Below are 20,984 nucleotides of genomic sequence, written 5' to 3' on the forward strand. Positions count from 1 at the left end.
TTTATCAGCTAACAAACGTTCATTACTCAAGAAAATCCTTAAGTTGCTTGGAACGGCTTGGGTGGCGGAGCTTCCGCAATGCCTTAGCTTCGATTTGACGAATTCGCTCGCGGGTCACGCCAAAGACTTTGCCGACCTCTTCCAAGGTACGGGTCCGGCCATCATCGAGTCCAAAACGCAACCGCAAAACATTTTCTTCACGATCCGTTAAGGTATCCAGCACACTTTCCAACTGTTCTTTAAGCAGTTCATAGGAAGCATGGTCTTCAGGACTGGTGGCGTCTTGGTCTTCAATGAAGTCGCCAAGATGTGAATCGTCCTCTTCACCAATTGGCGTTTCCAAGGAAACAGGTTCTTGCGCAATCTTCAGGATTTCGCGAACCTTTTCAGTTGGCATGTCCATTTCCGCGCCGATTTCTTCAGGCGTTGGTTCACGACCAAGGTCTTGAAGCAGTTGCCGTTGAATCCGAATCAACTTGTTAATGGTTTCAACCATATGCACTGGAATCCGAATTGTCCGGGCTTGGTCAGCGATGGCACGGGTAATAGCCTGCCGAATCCACCAGGTGGCATACGTTGAGAACTTAAAGCCTTTCCGGTAATCGAATTTCTCGACCGCCTTCATCAGCCCCATGTTCCCTTCCTGAATCAGATCCAGGAATTGCATGCCGCGACCAACATAACGCTTAGCGATGGAAACAACCAATCGCAAGTTAGCTTCAGCCAAACGTTGCTTAGCTTCTTGATCACCTTGTTCAATCTTCAAGGCAAGGGCAACTTCTTCATCAGCTGTCAGCAGGGAAACTCGGCCGATTTCCTTCAGGTACATCCGCACAGGGTCATTGATTTTGACCCCTGAAGGCGCGGACATGTCACTCATTTCCTTCTTGGAAACCTTCTTTTGCTTCTTCAAGCTAATCGCTGCTGGCTCGCCATTTTCATCAACAATAGCAATCCCATTATCCTCGATCTTTTGCATCAGATCGTCAATGGCACCACTCTTGAGCTCAAACGGCTTAACCAACTTGTCGGTCAGGTCATCTTCAGTAATTTGTTTCTTCTTCTTGTAATCTTTAATCACGGCCTTGACAGCATCGTCGAATGCTTTCGTTGTCGTTTTGGTCGTGCGTTTGCTGCTAGCGGTAGTCTTCTTGACCGTAGTTTTCTTCGCGGTGGTCTTTTTTGCCGCCGCCTTGACAGCGGTTGTCTTAGCCGCAGTTTTTGCTGCTGGCTTAGCCGTTGTCTTCTTTGTGGTCTTGTCTACTTCAGTTGCTGTTTTTTTATCAGCCATTAAAGTTCCTCCCCTAGCCTTGTTGTTGTTTCAAAAGTTTCATGAGATTCACATACTGCACCGTTAGCTCGCCTAGTTTCTGCTTATCGCCAAGTCGCTGTGCCTCTGTGATGGCCTGCCTGATAGCCTGCAGCCGTTCGACAGTTGAAGCGGACGTGATCGTCTGAATCAACTCGTCAATCGTTGCCTCAGTCGCCTCAGGCAAAACCTGCATCGCCACCGAAGCCGCCACCCCGCTCAGATCTGGATCGACTCGATCCAGGAATCCAGCTAACTCGCCATCAGGCTGCTCATGGAGAAAATCTAGCCATCCGGTAAAGAGCGTCTGAAAATGTGGCGCTGGAAATGTGAAAGCAGCATTTTTTAAACGCTGCATCACTAAATCATCGTGCCAAACATAATACAGTAATTGTCGTTGGGCTGCAGTGTAACGATCAATTGGCCGAACTGGTTGATTAACCGGCGCAGTTTGATAGCTTACAGGAGCCGACGACTGTTGCGGCACGGCTTGCTGCGGCGCTGGCAGGCTTTGATTCAGAGCGCTCTCAGGCACGCCAGTCGTGTCAGCTAACTGCTTCACATAAATTGCCCGCGCTACCGGATTCGAAATCTTACCGATGGTTTTTAAAGCCGCGTTCAGATACGTCAGTTTAGCCTGATCATTGTTCATGTCAACCCCGCGCGCTAAGAATTGCAGCATAAACGCGGTCGGCGTCAATACGGATTTGACTTGCGCTTGGAAGGCTTCGGCACCACGGGCACGAATGAACTCATCAGGATCCATCCCGTCCGGCAAAACGACCACATCCGTTTGTAATCGCGGATGATCAGCCAACATGGCAACCGCACGTTCAATCGCCTTTTGCCCTGGTTCATCACCATCGTAACACACGGTTAATCGCTTGCTTAAGTGGCTAATGATGTCAACCTGCTCAGTAGTTAAGCTTGTTCCCATGGAAGCAATCCCGGTTTTTACACCGGCTTGGTACGCAGCGATCACATCCATATAGCCTTCAAAAAGAATCGGGCCGCCATCACGGCCAAAATCGGCTTTGGCACGATGAAGATTAAATAGGACATCACGCTTGTTGAAAAGCTTGGTTTCGGGACTGTTCAAGTATTTAGCTTGGGTCTTGTCCTTGCTTAGAATCCGCCCGGAAAAACCAATCACTTGACCATGACTGTCCGTTAGCGGAAACATGACGCGATCGTTAAACCGATCGAACAATTTTCCTTCTTGATCCTCTACGAACAAACCGCTGGCACGCTGATCTTGATAGTCGACTTTGCGATTATTAAGAAACGCTACTAACAGATTACGTTCTTCAGGCGCATACCCCAGTTGAAAAGCTTTAATTGTGTCATCAGTTAAGCCACGTTTGTGCAAATAATCAAGTGCAGTCTGACCTTTCTCCGTATTCATCAAAATATGATGAAATAGATCGGCCGTGTCTTGTAAAATATGCTGTTGCTTGCTGATCTCTGGATCAACCGGTGCTGCATGACCCACCTGAACATCCAGTGGCATGCCAGCAAAATCCGCCACTTTTTTAACTGCCTCCGGGAAGGTGGCGTTATCATAGTCCATCACGAATTTAAAAACATTGCCGCCGCGGCCGCACGAAAAACAGTGAAAAATCTGCTTAGGTTCATTCACAGAAAATGATGGGGTGTGTTCTTCGTGAAAAGGACACAAGCCAAACAGATTCTGCCCGGTCTTGCGTAATTGCACATATTGGCCAATATAATCAGCAATATTGACAGCTTTAAGGACTTTGTCGACAGTAGCCTCAGGAATCATTCCGGCGATGTCAGCTCACTCCCTTTCATGACATGTGCCGCAGAGCTGTTTGCCAGCCTGCAGACGCCCAACACACGTTACCCGAAATAGCGGTAAAAAGTCGCACTTCTGAGTTGAAATGCGACTTTTTGATAGTCTATCGGCATAATAATACAAAATACAGTATAGCCTGTTTAGGCTTGGAATGCAAGGCTACTTAACAATGACTTGACTCACATCGCCAAATTGCTTGATCAATGCGGCAAGTTGAAGCAAAGCTGCCAAGCGATTTTGGCGAATGGCTTGATCGTCGGCCATGACCATTGTGGCATCAAAGTACGCATTAATTGGATCTGCGAGTGCCTTAAGCGCCTGATAATCGGCTTCCGTCGGTTCATCATCAAACTTCTTGGCAGTCGCCACCGTTGCATCATACAACTGACCTTCGCTCGGATTCTCAAACTTCGCTGTATCCACATCGACTTTTACCTGCTGCTTCTTGGTAATCCGCAACACACGTCCAAGTGCTTCCATGACAGGTTTGAAATCAGTATCGTCCGCGTGCGCAGAAAGGATCTTGGCAGCATCCAAGATACCGGCAAGATCGGCATCAGCGCGAACTGTCACTGCATCCACAATGTCATGGCGGATCTTCTGACCTTGCAAGACTTGTTTGGCACGGTCAATCATGAATGCATTCAAATCCTGTTGATGCGCAGCAAAATCAAGATTATTGGTTTTTCCTGCTGCCTTCAAGGCATCAGCAATCGTCGTCTGCAGTTCAGCAACGGCAAATGGCCAATCATGTTTGGCGATCATTCGAACAATCCCGTAAGCTTGACGGCGCAGCGCATAAGGATCGTTTGAGCCACTTGGAATCAGATCAACCGCGAAAAAACTCATTAACGAATCGAATTTGTCCGCAATCGCAAGTACGGTGCCGACTAAGCTTTCTGGCAACGCACCATCCGCAGAAATCGGCTCGTAATGCTCAGCGATAGCTTGGGCAACAGCTGGTTTCTCACCTGCCAATTGCGCATAATGTTCGCCCATAATACCTTGCAATTCTGGAAACTCACCAACCATTGAAGTGACAAGGTCGAATTTGTAAATCGAAGCTGCTCGGTCCAGATCAGCCTTATCAGTCGCAGATAAGCCAAAACGATCCGCCAACAAATCGGCAATAACCCTTGTTCGGGCCATTTTGTCGTACATGGAACTGATTTTATCGTGGAAACTAACAGCTTTCAAACGATCAACATCGTCAGCAATGCTGCGCTTTTGATCTTCCGCATAGAAGAAAGCTGCATCTTCCAATCGCGCGGTCAATACCTTTTCATTGCCCGCAATCACATTGGCTAAATGATCAGCATTACCGTTACGAACACCAATAAACGCATTGACCATCTTTCCTGACGCATCCCGCGCATAGAAGTAACGTTGATTATCTTTCATTGAGGTGATCAGCACAGCTTCAGGAATTTTGAGATACTTTTCATCAAAATTACCAGCAAATGCAGTTGGCCATTCAACAAGATTATTGACCTCTTCCAGCAAGTCTGCATCCAGATCAATCTGCCATTGATGATCAGCGGCAATTTGGTGAATCTGATCGCTAATCAACTGCTTGCGCGCTGCCGGTTCAACAATCACAAATTGTGCTTTTAAGGCCGCAACATAGTCGGCCGCATTGCCGAGAGTCACTGGTCTGCCAAGGAAGCGATGCCCTTGAGTGGTTCTGCCAGCGTCAACATCCAGCAACTTCATCGGGACAATCGCATCATCCAGTAAGCTGACCAGCCAATGAATCGGCCGAATGTACTCGAAGTCATAAGCGCCCCACTTCATTCGGGTTGGGAAGGTCAGGCTTTTAATGACATCCAGCATACCTGGTAAAATAGCTGCTGCTGTTTTGCCCTTGATTGCCTTATGCAGATAAACGTAATCCACACCTTTGATCGTTTTAAAGACAATGTCATCAGGGGTCATGCCTTGGCCGCGAGAAAAGCCGATCGCCGCCTTGGTCCAGTTGCCATCTGCATCTTGCGCAATTTTCTTAGCTGGGCCTTTGACGTCTTCTTCGACGTCCGCTTGCTTGTCAGCGAGGTCGTGAATCAGCAATGCTAGGCGCCGCGGTGTTGCATACTGGTCAATCGCGCCGTGATTGAGATGATTTTCTTTCAAAAAAGCGACGGTTTTATCGTGAAACTGTTGCAAACTCGGCGTCACCACATGCGCCGGCATGTCCTCAAGCCCGATTTCAATCAGATATTGATGCGTCATGTTATTCCACCTCCGTTTGATGTTGCAGTAATGGGAAGCCAAGCTTCTTGCGTTCAGCCACAAATGCCCGAGCAACTTTGTGAGCCATCTTGCGAATGCGGCTCATGTAACCGGCCCGCTCGGTAACCGAGACAGCTCCTCGGGCATCCAAAAGATTAAAGGTATGGCTGCATTTAAGAATGTAATCATAAGCTGGATGAACCAGACCGAGATCCATCAAACGCCAAGCTTCCTTTTCATAGGCGTCGAAGAACTTCAGCAGCATCTCTTGATTGCTGACTTCGAAAGCATACTTGCTGTGTTCGTATTCAGGTTCCTTGAAAATATCCCCATACAAAACACCGTCGCCCCATTCAAGATCAAAGACACTGTTCACATCTTGAATATAGGAGGCAAGTCGTTCGACCCCATAAGTGATTTCGCTGGTAACTGGCGATACTTCAAGTCCACCGACCACTTGGAAGTAGGTAAACTGACTGACTTCCATGCCGTCTAGCCAAACTTCCCAACCAACACCGGCACAGCCCATGGATGGATTTTCCCAGTTATCTTCAACAAACCGAATATCATGTTCCAATGGATTAATGCCAAGTGCAGCAAGCGAATCCAAGTAATATTCTTGAATATTTTCAGGAGATGGTTTCATAACGACTTGGAATTGATGATGCTGAAACAACCGGTTGGGGTTTTCGCCATATCGGCCGTCAGCTGGACGTCGAGACGGTTCAACATACGCAGCATTCCATGGTTCTGGTCCAATGGCGCGTAAGAAAGTGTACGGACTCATTGTCCCCGCCCCTTTTTCCACGTCGTAAGCTTGCATGAGCATACAGCCCTTGTCACCCCAAAATTTTTGGAGTGTTAGGATCATCGTTTGGATGTCCATCTTTTTTGTCATCATTGCCTCTTTCCCGGTGAATTGAAGTGGGATTGGCTTCGGGACACGAAAAAGTCCCTACGCCAATTAATGGCGTAGGGACGCTTATGCGCGGTTCCACCCTACTTCAGATAGAAAAAACTACCTGCGGCTTCATCATTTGGTTCGAAAACGCCAATCACAACAACCGTTATCAGGCTTACACTTTCCCCGACTCGCTTCAATAGGTTTCGTTGCGACCCTTTTTCTCATCACCGATTCAATTTCCTTATTAGTATAGCATCGCGGAAAAACGTGTCAAGCAGAGAAGAGCGTGAGCCACCCCGGTTTCTGGAGTGGCGATCGCGTTTTGGAGCAATTGCAGGCAGCACTATTTTTCTATTCTCGGTCGATAGTTTCTTATACTCCGAGTTGGCTCCGCGGCGATTCGGGGTGGCGACCGCGCAGCTAGAGTGGTCGGCACGACTTCGAGCCAACGCGCAAACCCGGCGCGCTGGCTCGAAGCTCGGCCTTGGTCTAAGCGGAGAAAACCACTCCGCTAAGACCAATCTCACCACTGAGCCCATCGCCGCTCCGCCAACTCTCTGCTTTCTATTTTTTGATTCAAATCATGATAGCGGCTGTCTATTGGCCAAATTAATGAACAGTCGTGTACAAAAATTGCTTAAACGCCAGAAACTTCATCAATCCGTTTCTTACTGTTCTTCCAAAGCTCTTCAGGTGTATACGTATCCTTATCGAAAAGCGTTAAGGTGCCGTCTTCAGAAATTTTTGCATCTGCGCCTTCCCATGCCCACGCCGGATCAACGAGCAAATTGGAACGTTTGCCTTTTCCGCGTGAAGGTGACCATGCATCCAAATAATCTTTCATAAAGTGGGAGCGCATGTAGCGGGTCTGACCGTTATCAAAAGTGATTGCTAATAAATTGGCAGCCATCCGAACTTCGGTGGCTTTCGGGAATGTTTCTGACATGGCACTGCCTCCTCGTATTGTTAGCGATGGAATCGATGATGACCTTTCGTGCTAAAAGAAAGCACTTACTACAATCACATTATATCATTATAAGCCATTTACGATTCGTTTTACTTAATCCGAAAACTCTGAATCGCCTGGCTATTAATGCACCCCAGAAACTTCATAAATCTGCGACTTGCTATTGCCCCAAAGTTCCTCTGGCGTGTACCGATCGGTTTCAAAGATCGTCAAGCTACCATCAGCGGCAATGACTGGATTGGCACCAAACCAAGCCCATGTTGGGTCAACTATCAATAGTCTACGTCTTTTCTTGCCTTTTGGTAATGACCAAGCAGAGATATATTGATCAATAAAATGTGATCGCATATACCGTGTTTGCCCATTATCAAATTCAATTGCCAATAAATTCGCTGCTACCCATACTTTCACAGCTTTCGGTAAGGTTCTTGCCATGACGCCCGCTCCTCTCAACAAACCAAAAAAATGCTATGATCTAGTCAACTGTTTACGAGTTGAATATACCATAGCCAGCGAAGATAGTTAATGGTTTCTATAAGAAATTAAGAAATATGGAATAAATAAGTATCGTTATTCCATCTAAAAGCGACATATTACGATGATTAAATTAATTCAGTGTTTGTTTCGGAGAGTTACCCAGTCAAAAATATGTTGATATCAAATAATTATGCCACTGATATCAACCATCATTCCGAGTCATCAGGCAGGCGATCCTGCCATTGATGCATCTGATCCAAAAAACGTTTGGCTTTCGGGGTCACACCGACCATATCAGTGTAGATAACATCCAAAATTCGTCGTAATTCTGCTTTGGTATCAGGTTTGACGTTGATGCGCTCCACTTTGTTGAGATCAAGCGTGCTAAAGCGTCGCAGGTAAAAAATCGCCCGCGGACTAGCATGAAGTCGATGCGGATCTTTATCCCAGTGATTTTGGCACAGCAAACCGCCATAACTTTCGGAAAAATCAAGCGGCAAATCGGCGCGACCGTCAATCACACAACCGCGCCAGTTAGGCTCAACGCCATATTCTTTAAGCATCTGGACTTCAATCACGTTGGCGATAATCTGTGGATCGAGGCCAGAATCAATGAGATACAAGGCTTGTTTGATTTGGTTAAACCAGAATCCGACTGGCCGCCCATCTGGAAAAGCAAGATCGATTAATCCAAAAATATAGGCTGCATAAGCATTCAAGGTAATGTCATCAGAAATTTGCCGATATTGAGTCGCATTTTTGATGGCAGACAAATAAGATAGACCGGATTCACGAACTTCACCAATATAATCAGCGTGAGTGAACGGTAAAATACCAGCACCTAAAGTAAAACCGGGCTTACGGGCCCGGTTCAAAAGAAACATTTTTTTGCCGAATCGATCGGTCAAAATTTTGACAAGCATATCAGATTCGCGATAGTTCTGGCGGGACATAACCAGTCCCTCAAATGTTTCAGTCTGCCTAACCATTATCGAAGATCCTTCGTGTTGTACCCTAACGACTTCAGATAAGCATTATTATCACGCCAATTTTTCTGGACGCGAACCCATAACTTCAGGTTCACCTTGTCGCCCAACAGGTTTTCGATGTCACGTCGGGCGCGAATGCCGATCTGCTTAAGCATCTGCCCACCGCGGCCAATAATGATGCCTTTTTGACTATCGCGTTCAACGATAATATACGCCTCGATCTGCAATTTACCGCCTTCCCGATCTTTCATGCGCTCAACTTGAACGGCAACAGCGTGCGGCACTTCATCGCGAGTTAATTCGAGAATTTTTTCGCGGATAAGTTCACCGACAACAAAATACTCAGGATGATCGGTGAGCTGATCTTCGGGGTAGTATTGCGGACCGACTGGCAATGCATCGGTCAATGCCGTCAATAGCTCGTCGACATTGTTTCCCATCGTTGCACTAATCGGAAAAACTTGGGCAAACGCATAGTCATGCTGGTAGCTTTCAATCAACGGCAATAAATCGTCAGGTTTTACTAGATCAATTTTATTAATGATCAAATAAACCGGCTTTTTCACTTCCGCCAGTTGGCGCATGATATAGCCATCACCAGGGCCTTTTTCCTCGTCCGCTTCGACCATGAACAAGATGGCATCAACTTGATTCAAAGTTGACAATGCCGCTTTATCCATATAGGTATCCAGCTCATTTTTCGGCTTATGAATACCTGGTGTGTCGACAAATACGATCTGCGCGTCCGGAGTCGTGTAGATACCGTTTATTTTGTTACGGGTCGTCTGAGCCTTTGGCGACATAATGGCGATTTTTTCACCTAAAATACGGTTCATAAACGTTGACTTGCCGACGTTGGGCCGACCGATAATCGCAACAAAACCAGAATGATGTTCACTCAAGCGTTAAGATCTCCTTTCGAAAACGCACCTGGCAGTAAAGCCTGTGGCGTCGTTTGAACTGACTGTCCGGCAACGTTGGCAAGCGTGATGACAGCATTAGGGCCAAAGAATTCGCTAATGACTTGGCGGCAAGCGCCACAAGGGGCCACTGGTCCCTTGGTATCTGCAATCACCAGCAATTCATCCAGCTTCGAATAGCCCGCGCTGACTGCCGCAAAAATAGCACTGCGTTCAGCACAGTTACTAAGACCGTAACTAGCATTTTCGACATTTGCCCCTGAAAAAATGCGATCACCGACACGGACAGCCGCGCCGACAGCAAAATGAGAATACGGCACATAGGCATTTTCTCGAGCCGCTAAAGCAGCTGTACGCAAAACTGACAACTTACCAACTCCTAAAAAGGGCCAAAAGTGGTGGCCCAAAGACATAAATACCGGCGACGACGGCAATCAACGACACGATGAGCACCGCGCCGGCACTCATGTCCTTAATCTTCTTCGCGCGCGCGTCATATTGATCGCCAACAATAAAATCAACAACATTTTCAACGATCGTGTTCAACAACTCGCCAAGAAATACCAACAAGATTGCCAGAACTAACACGAACCATGAAAAAGCGGAAACTTGTAAGACAACGCCGGCAACAATGACCAGAGTTGCACTCAGAAATTCGCGCTTAAAATTATTTTCGTCGACAAAAAACACCTTCAGCCCATCGAGCGCGTGACGGGCACTTTGGATGAAATGTTTATTCTTGCCAACTTGCTTATCTGGTAAGGCCATAAGCTGCGAGGATTTTCTTTTGAAGCGGGATCATGACAGCTTCATCTTCTGGCTTAATGTGGTCGTAGCCGTTAAGATGCAAGAAGCCATGGACGACGGTGTAACCCAGCTCGCGCTCAAAGCTGTGCCCATAATCCTCGGCATGGCGGCGAACAGTCAGTGGATCAATGAAAAGATCACCGATGTTCTTTGCCATGCCAGGTAGCAGCGGCAAATCGTCTTCGCCCTCTTCAATCGCAAAACTGATAACATCCGTGACCCGGTCGGTTTCACGATACTCGCGATTGATGCGCTCAATCTCATCATCCCCAACCAAGGTGATCGACATTTCTGTGTTTTCAGGCAACTTAAGCTGTTTGCCGCAAAAAGCGACTAGTTTTTTGATGAGATCATGGTGCTTGTCATCCAGCAGTTGATCGTCATCGAATAATTCTAAGTCCATCCCTTACTCCTTCGTCTTCTTCTGCAACTGCAGGTCGTGTCGACCATAAGCCTCAATAATCTTTGCAACAACCGGATGCCGCACAACGTCCTGTGCCGAAAATTGGGTAAAGGCAATGTGACTGATACCTTTGAGTAATTGCTCGGCCTGAAGCAGTCCGCTTTTGGCGTTGTTCGGCAAATCAATTTGAGTGATGTCCCCATTGACGATCATCTTTGAGCCAAAACCTAAGCGGGTCAGGAACATTTTCATTTGTGCCTGGGTGGTATTTTGTGCCTCATCAAGGATGGCAAACGCATTATCCAACGTTCGCCCACGCATATAAGCTAACGGGGCGATTTCAATCACACCGCGATCCATCAGCCGATCTGTGTGTTCTTTCCCCAAAACAGCGTAAAGGGCGTCATATACCGGACGCAAATAGGGATCAACTTTTTCCTTGAGGTCGCCTGGCAAGAAACCCAGACTCTCACCGGCTTCAACTGCCGGTCTAGTCAAAATGATCCGCTCAACTTGGCCTGCCTTCATCGCGGCGACAGCCATGACAACGGCCAAGAATGTCTTCCCAGTGCCTGCTGGCCCAATGCCAAACGTGATATCGTTATGCTTAATGGCATCAACGTACTGGCGCTGCCCAAAGTTTTTGACCCGAATTGGCTGACCTTTGGCATCGCGCAACAAGGTTTCACTGTACATATCAGCAAAATACTCAAGCGTCCCTCGCTTGGCCATCGCAACGGCGCTAGCGATGTCCTGCGGTGACAATTTAATGCCCTGAGCTAATAACTTACTAGCCGCCTCAAGTAACTGTAATGTCAAGCTGACCGCTTCAGTATCACCATGAATCCGCAACTCATCCCCAAAAGGCGAGATCTGCACATTCAATCCTTCTTCAATCAATGTCAAATTAGCGTCATTGATCCCGACAAGGTTAATCGCCATGTCAGGATTACTAAGACGGAAAATTTTCTCCGAGGTTTCTTGTGCCAAATATTGGCCCCCTAACAAATTTATTAAGCAATGATGCTCTCAGTTTAGCATATTTTAAGAGCGCGAGCAGGCGCGGTTAGAAACCGGAGCATAAGTGGCCTTGAGACTAAATGACCGGTCTTTGGTCATTTAGTCTCAAGGTCCTTATGTGCAGGTTTCTGCGCCTGCTCGCGCGTTTCCAAGCAAAGCGTGAAGCAATCGCCTGACCACAGTTAGACGATATTCAACGCAAACCCATTCGTCAGCAAAATCAGCACCCTTATCTGATCACCACGCACGCCATTCACCCACAAAACCCATATAAAAAAGCCGGCTATTGCACCGGCTTTGTCGTTAACTAAGTTTTTCTTTGACCACGCTGCTGACAAGACTGCCATCTGCTTGGCCTTTGACTTTTGGCATCAACGTCTTCATCACTTTGCCGAAGTCTTGCTTACCCTTGGCGCCAACTTCCTTGATAGTTGCATCAACGATGTCACCGACTTGGGCTTTGTTTAACTGGGCTGGTAAAAAACGTTCGACGACCTTGATTTCAGCTTCGGTTTGTTGAACAAGATCATCACGACCGCCTTTTGTAAATTCAGAAACGCTTTCCTTGCGCTGTTTAAGTTCAGTCGCAAGAACGCTCTTTTCTTCCTCTTCAGAAAGGTCGTGGCCGAGTTTAATCTTTTCATTGACCAAAGCCGTCTTCAACATCCGGACGACGCTCAACGTCACTTTGTCCTTGGCTAACATGCTTTGTTTCATCTGAGCGTTAAGCTCATCCATTAAAGCCACTATTCACCAAGTCCTTTAATTAAAACTTCTTACGCTTACGTGCAGCTTCTGACTTCAGCTTGCGGCGTACGCTAGGCTTCTCGTAGAACTCACGCTTGCGGTATTCAGCGAGTGTACCCGACTTGGATACAGTACGCTTGAAGCGCCGAAGAGCGTCATCGAGAGATTCGTTTTTCTTAACAACTGTCTTAGCCATGTGATATCCCTCCCTCCGACACTTGTGTAACCACTGACGGATATCATAGCCAATAGTTCGTTTATTAGTATACAAAACTAGCAACCACGCGTCAATAAGCGATTTCACATTTTTGAATAAACTTGCCCTGTTCTGTTAAGTTTTTTAGTTGTTTTTGGCGTAAAATCCCTAGCATCAGCAAATGGTCGACCTTAAATAGCTAACTGGTCTAGACACGCTTGTCACCATTGGTCGTCGGCTAACCGCTCCTGTTTAGTTGGTAAATATGCTATGATAGCGTTATCTAAGTAATGAGGTGGCAGTATGACGCAAGAATTAAATTTATATATCATGTCGGACTCGGTTGGCGAAACTGGCTTGCGGTTGGCGCAAGCTGTCGCGGCACAGTTTCCCAACTTTGAGGCACATTATGTCCGGTTCCCATTTATTCATACGGAAGAAAAGATTTACAGCGCGCTTGATGAGGCCAAGAAGGAAAATGCCTTGGCAATCATGACCTTCGTGACATCAGGCTTTGCTCAACTTGCAACGCATTATGCCAAAGATCAAGGCGTGATTGCCATTGATGTGATGTCGCCAATTTTAAGCGGGATTAAGACAATTACGCATGAGGAACCAAATCACGTTCCCGGCGCTGTTCATGATCTTAATGAACGGTATTTTGACCGCATCTCAGCTATGGAATTCGCGGTGCTGTATGATGACGGCAAAGACCCGAAAGGCTTTCTCGAGGCAGATATCGTTTTGCTTGGCGTTTCGCGAACGAGTAAAACACCATTGTCATTGTTTCTCGCTAATCGCAACCTTAAAGTGGCCAACTTGCCGCTGGTACCTAACGCCCATATTCCTGAAGAGATCTGGTCAGTTGACCCGAAGAAGATTGTTGGTTTAACCACGGATGCCTCTGTTTTGATGGAATTCCGGCGCCAGCGAATGATTGCCTATGGCTTGAATCCCGACACCGCTTATTCAGCACGCGATCAAGTCAATCAAGAACTCAAGTTTGCGGAAGATCTGTACAAAAAAATCGGCTGCATGGTGATCAACACCGCCCACCGATCGATTGAAGAAACAGCAACGCTTATTTTGGAACACATGGGTCTCGATGAATTTGATAATACTGAAACCCATTAAACCATCAAGTGGCGTAACTCATCGGGCTGAAAGTCCCCTGTTTTTAGCCATTTGATTTCTGCCCCGTATGGCGGTACCTGATGTTTTTTGTCAGGACCAACATACGGGGTTTCGAGTATCTTGGGTAATTCGGTCAAGGCTGGGTGATGAGCGATCTTGTTTAAGGCGTCAAACCCGATCGTGCCAAAGCCAATGTTGGCATGCCGATCTTTATGACTGCCTTGGGGATTTTTCGAGTCATTCACATGAATCACACTGAGTCGATCAAGGCCAATGATGTGATCAAACGCGTTGAGAACACCGTCAAAGTCGTTTTTGATATCATAGCCAGCATCATTGGTATGACAGGTATCAAAGGTTACCCGAAGCTTTTCGTTATGTGTCACACCATCAATAATGGCAGCTAATTCATCAAAAGAGCGCCCGATCTCCGTGCCTTTGCCAGCCATTGTTTCCAAGGCAATGGTCACTTTTTGATTAGGATCAATGATCTCATTAAGCCCTTTGATAATTTGTTGAATCGCTGCTTCCGGACCAGCGCCGACATGCGCACCGGGATGAAAAGGCATGGTATAGGCATGAAGAGCATCTGCTCGAGCGACTTCTTCTCGCATGAACTGCACCGCAAATGTAAAGTTTTCCGGTTTCTTGGTGTTGCCGAGATTAACGATATACGGGGCATGAATCACAGTATGACTAATGCCGTCTTCCGTCATCGCTGCTAGCCCTTCAGGAATCATCATTTCGCTAGTTGGTTTGCGCCGCGTGTTTTGCGGTGCCCCCGTATAGAATTGAAGCGTGTTAGCCATATAACTGGCGGCTTCTTCAACGGCACCAAGCAACATTTTTGACCCTTTCATACTGACGTTAGCTCCTATTAACATGTTTCCCTCCTAATTAATTGTTCGTTTTTGATTTTGACAAGGTGACCTGCCGATGTCGGATACGTTGAACGATTCCGACAGGCACGGCTTGCCAATGAAAAAGCCCGGAATCGCTCCGGGCTAAATCTGATGGTCTTAATCCGTTTTCGGCTCATAAAAATGACCCAGAATTTTGACCGAATCCGTGATCGAGACGAATGCATAAGGATCACTGTGGCGCATGGCTTGTTCTAAATCATACATTTCTGCCCGCGAAATGATGGTGAACAGAATCGTCTTTTCCTCGTGATGAAAGGCACCTTCTGCATCGTGAACAATTGTGATGCCACGCCGCATTGAATTCTGAATCTCATTCACGACCTGTCGCGGCCGGGCCGTGACAATCATAACTTGAAGTCGTTGCTGCCGCGTGTAAAGCGAATCCATGACCCGGCCATTGATAAAGATCGCCAAAGCAGAATACAGCGCATGCGGCCAGTCATTGACAAATCCGGCGAAGAAGATAATCAAAATATTGAACATGATATTGATTGTCCCAACCGTTCGGCCTGTGCGTTTTCGCAAAACAATGCCGAGGATATCAATCCCACCGGTTGAAATATTATTCCGCAAGGCGAACCCCGTTCCGAGACCGTTAACGACCGCTCCGAAGATCCCGCAGACAATCGGGTCTTTAGTAAGCGGTGTAAGCACGCCGAGCACCCGAATCATAATGGTTGAAAAAATGACCGCCAAGAACGTGAAAAAAGTGAACCGATGGCCAATGGCTTTCCATGCTAACACAAACAACGGGACGTTCAGGAAGAAAAGCAGCGTCCCGGTTGAAAAAAGATCTGTTGTTGATAACGATACAAAAGGCAATGCAATCGAGAAATTAAACCACTTTCGCACGATCGTTGCCAATAACTGCGCTAGTCCAGTCACCCCGCTGGCAAAAACCCCACCTGGTTCCCAGAACATATTCAGCGCCACTGCCACACAAATACTATAGAAAAAAGCCGCTGATAGCCGTGACCAATTTTGGTGTCGTCTAATCAGCTTATCAATCTCTTCCATACAAAAACCGCTCCCTGTCACCCGTAATAAGTCGCGCATCAAGTATAACAAGGGCGGTCCTGTATTGCTACCATGGTCTTTTTAAAACATTTTAATGAACAGACTTAAAGAGATGTCGATAATCCCCGTAACCTTCTTTTTCTAAGTCGGCCACTGGAATAAACCGAAACGCAGCTGAGTTGATGCAATAGCGCAACCCGCCTTTAGCAGCTGGGCCGTCTGTGAAGACGTGGCCTAAATGCGACTCGGCAGATGGGCTGCGCACTTCAACACGTTCCATGCCAAAACTTTGGTCGCGGTGCTCAGCCAGTTTGCTGATTGGCTTGGTGAATGACGGCCAGCCGCAGCCGGCATCGTACTTGTCCTGCGATGAGAATAACGGTTCACCACTAACAATGTCGACATAGATGCCATCTTGATAAAAGTCATCGTACTCGCCAGTAAACGGCCGCTCTGTCGCTGCTTCCTGTGTCACCGCATAAGCCTCTGGTGACAAGCGCTTTTTCAAGTCCTTTTTGCTTTCCTTTTCAAATTGATCTGACAATTAAAACACCTCCCGCTGTCTTCATTATAGCGGGAGGTGTTTTAATTGTCAGCAACTTAATTGTGGCTGGCATTTTTTAAAGTAACGTTTACTCAGTTAGGTTTTCGTCGCCTTCATGTTCCTTTTCAGGATCAACATCGGCTCGAACTTCGATACCGAGATCTTTTAATTGTGCATCAGCAACGGGATATGGCGCACTGGTCATCGGTTCACTAGCCTTGCTGTTCTTCGGGAAAGCAATCACATCGCGAATGTTATCGCGGCCTGTTAGCAGCATGACAAACCGATCGAGTCCAATAGCTAGACCACCATGCGGCGGGAACCCGTAGTCTAAGGCATTTAGCAGGAAGCCAAAACTCTTTTGGGCTCGTTCTGGGGTGAACCCGAGCGCCTTGAGCATTTTTTCCTGAATCTCGCGGTTATGAATACGAATGGAACCGCCACCTAATTCGTAACCGTTGAGCACGATGTCGTAACTTTGAGCATGTGCGGCATGCGGATCAGTGTCAAGCAAATGAACGTCTTCTTCATTTGGCATTGTGAACGGATGGTGCGCCGGTACCCAACGCTGGATGCCTTCATCATATTCAAACAGCGGCCAATCAACGACCCAGCAAAAGCGAAATGCTTGTTCGTCAATCAAACCGAGATCGTGGCCAAAATGGGTCCGTAAATAGCCTAATGCATCTGCGACCACCTTGGCCTTGTCAGCAACAAACAACACCAGATCACCGGCGTTAGCGCCAACAGCTTTCACGAGGTCAGCACCATCGCCAAAGAATTTGGCAATCGGGCCGCTGATACCGTCTGACGTGACTTTGAGCCAAGCCAAACCTTTGGCACCAAAACGCTTGATGTAGTCTTGCTGGGCATCGATCATTTTCCGAGAATACTTGTCAGCGCCGCCTGGTAAAACAATAGCCCGCACTTGGCCGCCATTTTGAACAGCACCGGCAAAGACTTTGAAATCAGAATCTTTGACGAGTTCAGACACATCCTGAATCTGCATGTCAAAGCGCAGATCCGGCTTATCAGAACCGTATTTATCCATCGCATCCTGCCAAGTAATTCGGTCAAATGGCAACTTGACATCAATGCCTTTCACATCATGCATCACTTTGGCAATCAAGCCTTCTGTGATGTCCTGAATCTCTTCAGCAGTTAGAAAGCTGGTTTCAAGGTCAATCTGGGTAAATTCCGGTTGACGATCACCACGCAAGTCTTCATCACGGAAGCAACGCGCAATTTGATAATACCGATCGAACCCAGCACCCATCAGCAGCTGTTTGAACAATTGCGGTGACTGGGGTAGTGCGTAGAAGCTGCCAGGATAAACACGTGACGGCACCAAATAGTCCCGGGCACCTTCTGGCGTGCTGGCGGTCAATGTCGGTGTTTCAACGTCAATGAACCCGTTGTCGTCCAAAAAATGATGCACGCTGCGCATGATATGTGCGCGCGTAAAAATATTCTTCTGCATTTCCGGCCGGCGCAAATCCAGGTATCGGTATTTTAACTTGGTTTCCTCAGTGACGGCCACACCGTCCTCAATATAAAATGGTGGCGTTTTAGCTTTGTTCAAAATTGTGATGGTATGAACTTCAACTTCCACGTCCCCGGTTTTCATATCTTTATTGACAGCTTGCGGCTTACGCTTTTTTACCACGCCTTGCACTTCGATGACGTACTCAGAGCGTACCGAATTCGCCACAGCTAAAGCATCCTTGTCAAATTCTTCAGAGAAGACTAATTGCACAATGCCTTCACGGTCACGCAAGTCAATGAAAATCAAACTACCCAGACTGCGACGTTTTTGTACCCAGCCTTTTAGTGTCACTTCTTGATCAACATACTCGGCGGTCACATCACCGGCATAACAGGTTCGTTTACTCATTTTATTTTGCCTCCATTACTTGCGTATAGATTTTGCCAAAGTCGGCCAGCACATCAGCTTGGGGGAATGCTTGCTGATCGCCTGTGGCCATATTTTTGATTTGAACAGTGCCTGCAGCGCGTTCGCTTTCACCAATCGTCAAGACAAGCTTGGCATTTGCTTTGTTGGCAGCCTTAAACTGTCCTTTAGGTTTGCGTCCCATGTAATCCATCTCGCCGGTGAAGCCTTGTTGACGAATGGCGGTCAGCATTTGCAGGGCCTCTTGATCGGCACCTTGGTCAATGGTCACAATGTACGCATCTGGCTGCGCCGTTGGCAATTCGCCTTGCATTAGCAACATCAGGCGCTCAACACCCATGGCAAATCCGATCCCAGGTGTCTCCGGACCGCCCAGTTCTTCGACTAAGCCATTGTATCGACCACCAGCTAAAATCGTTGTATAGCCACCGCCAAACACCTTATCATCGGACATGACTTCAAAAATGGTGTGATTATAATAGTCCAAGCCGCGCACCATCGTGGCATCCACTTCAAACGGAATCCCCAATCCCTGCAATAAGGTTTTCACCCGATCAAAATGTTGCTGTGCCTCCGGTGTCAAATAATCCAAAATAGATGGGGCATTGGCCACAATTTCCTGATCATGCTTGTCTTTGCTATCAAGGATCCGCAACGGGTTTTTAACCAAACGAACCTTGGAGTCTTCAGAAAGCTGATCTTTGAAAGGCGTTAAATAGTCAACCAGCGCTGCGTGGAAGGCTTGGCGGGTTGCTGGATCTCCCAACGAGTTGATCACAAATTTAAGATGCTTGGCGCCTAGGGCCTCCAGCAACTGTTTTGCCAAAGCCAACGTCTCGGCATCCAACACCGGTGAATCACTGCCAAATGCCTCAACCCCGATTTGATGAAATTGGCGTTGCCGACCACTCTGAGGCCGTTCATATCGAAACATCGGACCCAAATAGTAAACCTTATAAGGCTTAGCATGTTCAGGACCATACAGTTTATTTTCTACATAGGCACGAACGACGCCAGCAGTCCCTTCAGGGCGTAAAGCCATCATCCGGTCACCTTTGTCTTTAAAGGTATACATTTCCTTAGTAACAATATCACTAGTGTCCCCCGCGCTACGCGAGAATACATCCACATTTTCAAAAATGGGTGTGCGGATTTCATGATACTGGTATTGGGCAAAAATTTTGCGAGCTACGGCTTCAACTTGCTGCCAGCGTTCGCTTTGGCCTGGTAATATGTCGGCTGTGCCTTTTGGGCGTTGATAATTCATGGATTGCCTCCTGTGGTTTAAGCACTGTGATTTAGTTGGTGAAGTGTGCTGGTTCCGAAACGCGCAAAAGGACGCAGAAACCTGCGTGTAAGGACCTTGAGCAGTAGTGACCAAAGTGCAGGTCACTACTACTCAAGGCCACTTACACTCCGGTTTCTAAGCGCGTCCTTTTGCGCTCTAAAAAAATACACCCCTCGATTGCTCGAAGGGTGCGGACACGGTACCACCTTGTTTTTTTCTTTGCCATAACGGTAGCGTTCCGGAACTTGTTCACCTCAGAAGTGTCTTTTCGATCGTTCCCGGCTTTCACCATCTCCGGGTCGCTTAAAGTGATCTATCCTACTTCTTCACAGGTCTTAGTTATTGCTTAAAGCATACGGTTTGTTGAAAGTTTTGTCAACGCGTTTGGCAAGATTTTCACGGTTCATTTTCAACAAATCTGTTGCTTGTGGATATTGTATAATACTGAGTAAAAAAGATGTTAGTCATGTTCAAGCATAGGCAAGGAGCGTTATAGCAATGGCAAGTAAATCAGTTTTTGTTAAAGTTGATCGCCCGATCGGTTTTTCAGACAAGTCGCATGCGCCTTATCCGATTAATTACGGCTATGTGCCCACGGTTACCGGTGGCGACGGCGAAAAGCAAGATGTCTACATTGTCTCCGATCTGATTAATGAACCCTTGCAATCATTTGAAGGCAAGTTGATTGCTGTTGTTCACCGAGCGGATGATAACGAAGAAAAGTGGGTCGCCACCACTGAAAACGAAACTTTCTCGGCAGCTGAAATTGCCGCGCGCATTCATTTTATGGAGCAATATTTTGACTCGACGGTACGGTTAATCTGATTTCACCAAAATCACTCTCAGGTTTATACCTTTAAGGGTGACTTTTTGATTTAAAATTTGATCAAAATGCGTCCATGGGAATGTTCTTCAACTAGTTGATGCTGCGCTTGTTTGATCTGCTCGACAGGTAAGATTGTCTGGACGTGCGCCTGAAGTGTCCCATCGCTGAGCCAGTTAAGCAACCTTTTATACCCGTTTAACCCAATTGAGCCATTTGCAAACCGAAATGTCTGATCTTGGGTATGTTCAGGAAATGTCGTTGTTGAAAGCGACAGCAGATCAAAATGCCGGGTGGCCGCAATGATTGCCTCGAGTAAATCGAGTCGTCCCACTGTGTCGATCACCTTATTAGCATGTGGCAGATTTGCTAACTGCGTAGTGACATCAGCCGAGTAATCAACTAGGTCATCAACGCCGAGCTTTTTCAGAAAATCAAAGTTTGGTGGTGAAGCCAGTGCCTCAACATGTGCACCGAACATTTTCAAAAGTTGAATCAAATATGTCCCTACGCCCCTAGAGGCACCTGTCACTGGACCAATGATCACCACTTTTTAACG

Annotated in this window: 22 protein-coding genes; 2 read left to right on the top strand and 20 right to left on the bottom strand. The window is 47.0% G+C overall.

Annotated features, from left to right (window positions below; all coding sequences use genetic code 11):
* Positions 1-22: 22 nt before the first annotated feature.
* From rpoD to rpsU, 14 genes are all read right to left on the bottom strand, one after another.
* Complete coding sequence (gene rpoD, locus ACWPAB_RS01255; protein ID WP_003565648.1) at positions 23-1,291, bottom strand: RNA polymerase sigma factor RpoD; 1,269 nt, start codon at positions 1,289-1,291, stop codon at positions 23-25.
* A 13-nt stretch (positions 1,292-1,304) separates the two neighbouring features.
* Positions 1,305-3,092: a DNA primase gene (gene dnaG / locus ACWPAB_RS01260; RefSeq protein WP_003579239.1), complete on the bottom strand. Its 1,788-nt coding sequence runs from the start codon at positions 3,090-3,092 to the stop codon at positions 1,305-1,307.
* Positions 3,093-3,284: 192 nt separating this feature from the next.
* Positions 3,285-5,354, bottom strand: coding sequence for a glycine--tRNA ligase subunit beta (glyS, locus tag ACWPAB_RS01265; protein ID WP_003579241.1), 2,070 nt, complete (start codon positions 5,352-5,354; stop codon positions 3,285-3,287).
* Position 5,355: 1 nt separating this feature from the next.
* Complete coding sequence (gene glyQ / locus ACWPAB_RS01270) at positions 5,356-6,252, bottom strand: glycine--tRNA ligase subunit alpha (RefSeq protein ID WP_003579243.1); 897 nt, start codon at positions 6,250-6,252, stop codon at positions 5,356-5,358.
* 643 nt (positions 6,253-6,895) lie between these two features.
* Complete coding sequence (locus ACWPAB_RS01275) at positions 6,896-7,204, bottom strand: hypothetical protein (RefSeq protein WP_003579245.1); 309 nt, start codon at positions 7,202-7,204, stop codon at positions 6,896-6,898.
* Between the two features lie 144 nt (positions 7,205-7,348).
* Entirely contained in the window at positions 7,349-7,660 is a 312-nt protein-coding gene (locus ACWPAB_RS01280) for a hypothetical protein (protein WP_003575189.1), read from the bottom strand.
* A gap of 251 nt (positions 7,661-7,911) precedes the next feature.
* Positions 7,912-8,691 carry a DNA repair protein RecO gene (recO, locus tag ACWPAB_RS01285; RefSeq protein ID WP_003660829.1) on the bottom strand — a complete coding sequence of 260 codons (780 nt, stop codon included), beginning with the start codon at positions 8,689-8,691 and terminating at the stop codon, positions 7,912-7,914.
* The gene (era, locus tag ACWPAB_RS01290; protein WP_003565663.1) at positions 8,691-9,593 is read right to left on the bottom strand and encodes a GTPase Era; all 903 of its coding nucleotides are present in this window, start codon (positions 9,591-9,593) and stop codon (positions 8,691-8,693) included. The genes recO and era overlap by 1 nt, the downstream gene beginning before the upstream one ends.
* Positions 9,590-9,979: a cytidine deaminase gene (locus ACWPAB_RS01295; protein WP_003570376.1), complete on the bottom strand. Its 390-nt coding sequence runs from the start codon at positions 9,977-9,979 to the stop codon at positions 9,590-9,592. Before ACWPAB_RS01295 ends, era begins: the two co-directional genes overlap by 4 nt.
* A gap of 1 nt (position 9,980) precedes the next feature.
* A complete protein-coding gene (locus ACWPAB_RS01300) occupies positions 9,981-10,379 on the bottom strand; it encodes a diacylglycerol kinase (protein ID WP_003565665.1) in 399 nt (132 codons plus the stop codon).
* Positions 10,363-10,821 (bottom strand): rRNA maturation RNase YbeY, encoded by a 459-nt coding sequence (gene ybeY, locus ACWPAB_RS01305; protein WP_003565667.1) that lies wholly within the window; start codon positions 10,819-10,821, stop codon positions 10,363-10,365. The genes ACWPAB_RS01300 and ybeY overlap by 17 nt, the downstream gene beginning before the upstream one ends.
* A 3-nt stretch (positions 10,822-10,824) precedes the next feature.
* Positions 10,825-11,811, bottom strand: a complete 987-nt coding sequence (locus ACWPAB_RS01310; RefSeq protein WP_003565669.1) for a PhoH family protein — start codon at positions 11,809-11,811, stop codon at positions 10,825-10,827.
* 333 nt (positions 11,812-12,144) lie between these two features.
* A complete protein-coding gene (locus ACWPAB_RS01315; RefSeq protein ID WP_003565671.1) occupies positions 12,145-12,579 on the bottom strand; it encodes a GatB/YqeY domain-containing protein in 435 nt (144 codons plus the stop codon).
* Positions 12,580-12,607: 28 nt separating this feature from the next.
* Entirely contained in the window at positions 12,608-12,784 is a 177-nt protein-coding gene (rpsU, locus tag ACWPAB_RS01320) for a 30S ribosomal protein S21 (protein WP_003565673.1), read from the bottom strand.
* Positions 12,785-13,087: 303 nt separating this feature from the next.
* Between rpsU and ACWPAB_RS01325 the strand changes: the two genes are divergently transcribed.
* Positions 13,088-13,918, top strand: a complete 831-nt coding sequence (locus ACWPAB_RS01325) for a pyruvate, water dikinase regulatory protein (RefSeq protein ID WP_003579250.1) — start codon at positions 13,088-13,090, stop codon at positions 13,916-13,918.
* Here the strand turns inward: ACWPAB_RS01325 and ACWPAB_RS01330 are convergent.
* From ACWPAB_RS01330 to hisS, 5 genes are all read right to left on the bottom strand, one after another.
* On the bottom strand, positions 13,915-14,802 hold the full coding sequence (locus ACWPAB_RS01330) for a deoxyribonuclease IV (RefSeq protein WP_003584492.1): 888 nt from the start codon (positions 14,800-14,802) through the stop codon (positions 13,915-13,917). The two genes, ACWPAB_RS01325 and ACWPAB_RS01330, sit on opposite strands and share 4 nt — an antisense overlap.
* A 135-nt stretch (positions 14,803-14,937) precedes the next feature.
* The gene (locus tag ACWPAB_RS01335; protein ID WP_003565679.1) at positions 14,938-15,858 is read right to left on the bottom strand and encodes a YitT family protein; all 921 of its coding nucleotides are present in this window, start codon (positions 15,856-15,858) and stop codon (positions 14,938-14,940) included.
* Positions 15,859-15,949: 91 nt separating this feature from the next.
* Positions 15,950-16,402 (bottom strand): peptide-methionine (R)-S-oxide reductase MsrB, encoded by a 453-nt coding sequence (gene msrB / locus ACWPAB_RS01340; RefSeq protein WP_076665418.1) that lies wholly within the window; start codon positions 16,400-16,402, stop codon positions 15,950-15,952.
* 88 nt (positions 16,403-16,490) lie between these two features.
* Positions 16,491-18,296: an aspartate--tRNA ligase gene (gene aspS, locus ACWPAB_RS01345; protein WP_003565683.1), complete on the bottom strand. Its 1,806-nt coding sequence runs from the start codon at positions 18,294-18,296 to the stop codon at positions 16,491-16,493.
* Position 18,297: 1 nt separating this feature from the next.
* Positions 18,298-19,581 carry a histidine--tRNA ligase gene (gene hisS, locus ACWPAB_RS01350; RefSeq protein ID WP_003579255.1) on the bottom strand — a complete coding sequence of 428 codons (1,284 nt, stop codon included), beginning with the start codon at positions 19,579-19,581 and terminating at the stop codon, positions 18,298-18,300.
* A gap of 519 nt (positions 19,582-20,100) precedes the next feature.
* Between hisS and ACWPAB_RS01355 the strand changes: the two genes are divergently transcribed.
* The gene (locus ACWPAB_RS01355; RefSeq protein WP_003579256.1) at positions 20,101-20,427 is read left to right on the top strand and encodes an inorganic diphosphatase; all 327 of its coding nucleotides are present in this window, start codon (positions 20,101-20,103) and stop codon (positions 20,425-20,427) included.
* A gap of 50 nt (positions 20,428-20,477) precedes the next feature.
* Here the strand turns inward: ACWPAB_RS01355 and ACWPAB_RS01360 are convergent, their stop codons facing one another.
* Positions 20,478-20,975, bottom strand: coding sequence for a zinc-binding dehydrogenase (locus tag ACWPAB_RS01360; protein ID WP_003579258.1), 498 nt, complete (start codon positions 20,973-20,975; stop codon positions 20,478-20,480).
* Between the last annotated feature and the right edge of the window lie 9 nt (positions 20,976-20,984).

The organism is Lacticaseibacillus sp. 30 (genome assembly GCF_053819265.1).

Excerpts from the sequence above, each read along its gene's own strand:
- rpoD (WP_003565648.1), bottom strand. The coding sequence starts at position 1,291 with ATGGCTGATAAAAAAACAGCAACTGAAGTAGACAAGACCACAAAGAAG.
- dnaG (WP_003579239.1), bottom strand. The coding sequence starts at position 3,092 with ATGATTCCTGAGGCTACTGTCGACAAAGTCCTTAAAGCTGTCAATATT.
- glyS (WP_003579241.1), bottom strand. The coding sequence starts at position 5,354 with ATGACGCATCAATATCTGATTGAAATCGGGCTTGAGGACATGCCGGCG.
- glyQ (WP_003579243.1), bottom strand. The coding sequence starts at position 6,252 with ATGACAAAAAAGATGGACATCCAAACGATGATCCTAACACTCCAAAAA.
- ACWPAB_RS01275 (WP_003579245.1), bottom strand. The coding sequence starts at position 7,204 with ATGTCAGAAACATTCCCGAAAGCCACCGAAGTTCGGATGGCTGCCAAT.
- ACWPAB_RS01280 (WP_003575189.1), bottom strand. The coding sequence starts at position 7,660 with ATGGCAAGAACCTTACCGAAAGCTGTGAAAGTATGGGTAGCAGCGAAT.
- recO (WP_003660829.1), bottom strand. The coding sequence starts at position 8,691 with ATGGTTAGGCAGACTGAAACATTTGAGGGACTGGTTATGTCCCGCCAG.
- ACWPAB_RS01300 (WP_003565665.1), bottom strand. The coding sequence starts at position 10,379 with ATGGCCTTACCAGATAAGCAAGTTGGCAAGAATAAACATTTCATCCAA.
- ybeY (WP_003565667.1), bottom strand. The coding sequence starts at position 10,821 with ATGGACTTAGAATTATTCGATGACGATCAACTGCTGGATGACAAGCAC.
- ACWPAB_RS01315 (WP_003565671.1), bottom strand. The coding sequence starts at position 12,579 with ATGGATGAGCTTAACGCTCAGATGAAACAAAGCATGTTAGCCAAGGAC.
- rpsU (WP_003565673.1), bottom strand. The coding sequence starts at position 12,784 with ATGGCTAAGACAGTTGTTAAGAAAAACGAATCTCTCGATGACGCTCTT.
- ACWPAB_RS01325 (WP_003579250.1), top strand. The coding sequence starts at position 13,088 with ATGACGCAAGAATTAAATTTATATATCATGTCGGACTCGGTTGGCGAA.
- ACWPAB_RS01330 (WP_003584492.1), bottom strand. The coding sequence starts at position 14,802 with ATGTTAATAGGAGCTAACGTCAGTATGAAAGGGTCAAAAATGTTGCTT.
- ACWPAB_RS01335 (WP_003565679.1), bottom strand. The coding sequence starts at position 15,858 with ATGGAAGAGATTGATAAGCTGATTAGACGACACCAAAATTGGTCACGG.
- aspS (WP_003565683.1), bottom strand. The coding sequence starts at position 18,296 with ATGAGTAAACGAACCTGTTATGCCGGTGATGTGACCGCCGAGTATGTT.
- hisS (WP_003579255.1), bottom strand. The coding sequence starts at position 19,581 with ATGAATTATCAACGCCCAAAAGGCACAGCCGACATATTACCAGGCCAA.
- ACWPAB_RS01355 (WP_003579256.1), top strand. The coding sequence starts at position 20,101 with ATGGCAAGTAAATCAGTTTTTGTTAAAGTTGATCGCCCGATCGGTTTT.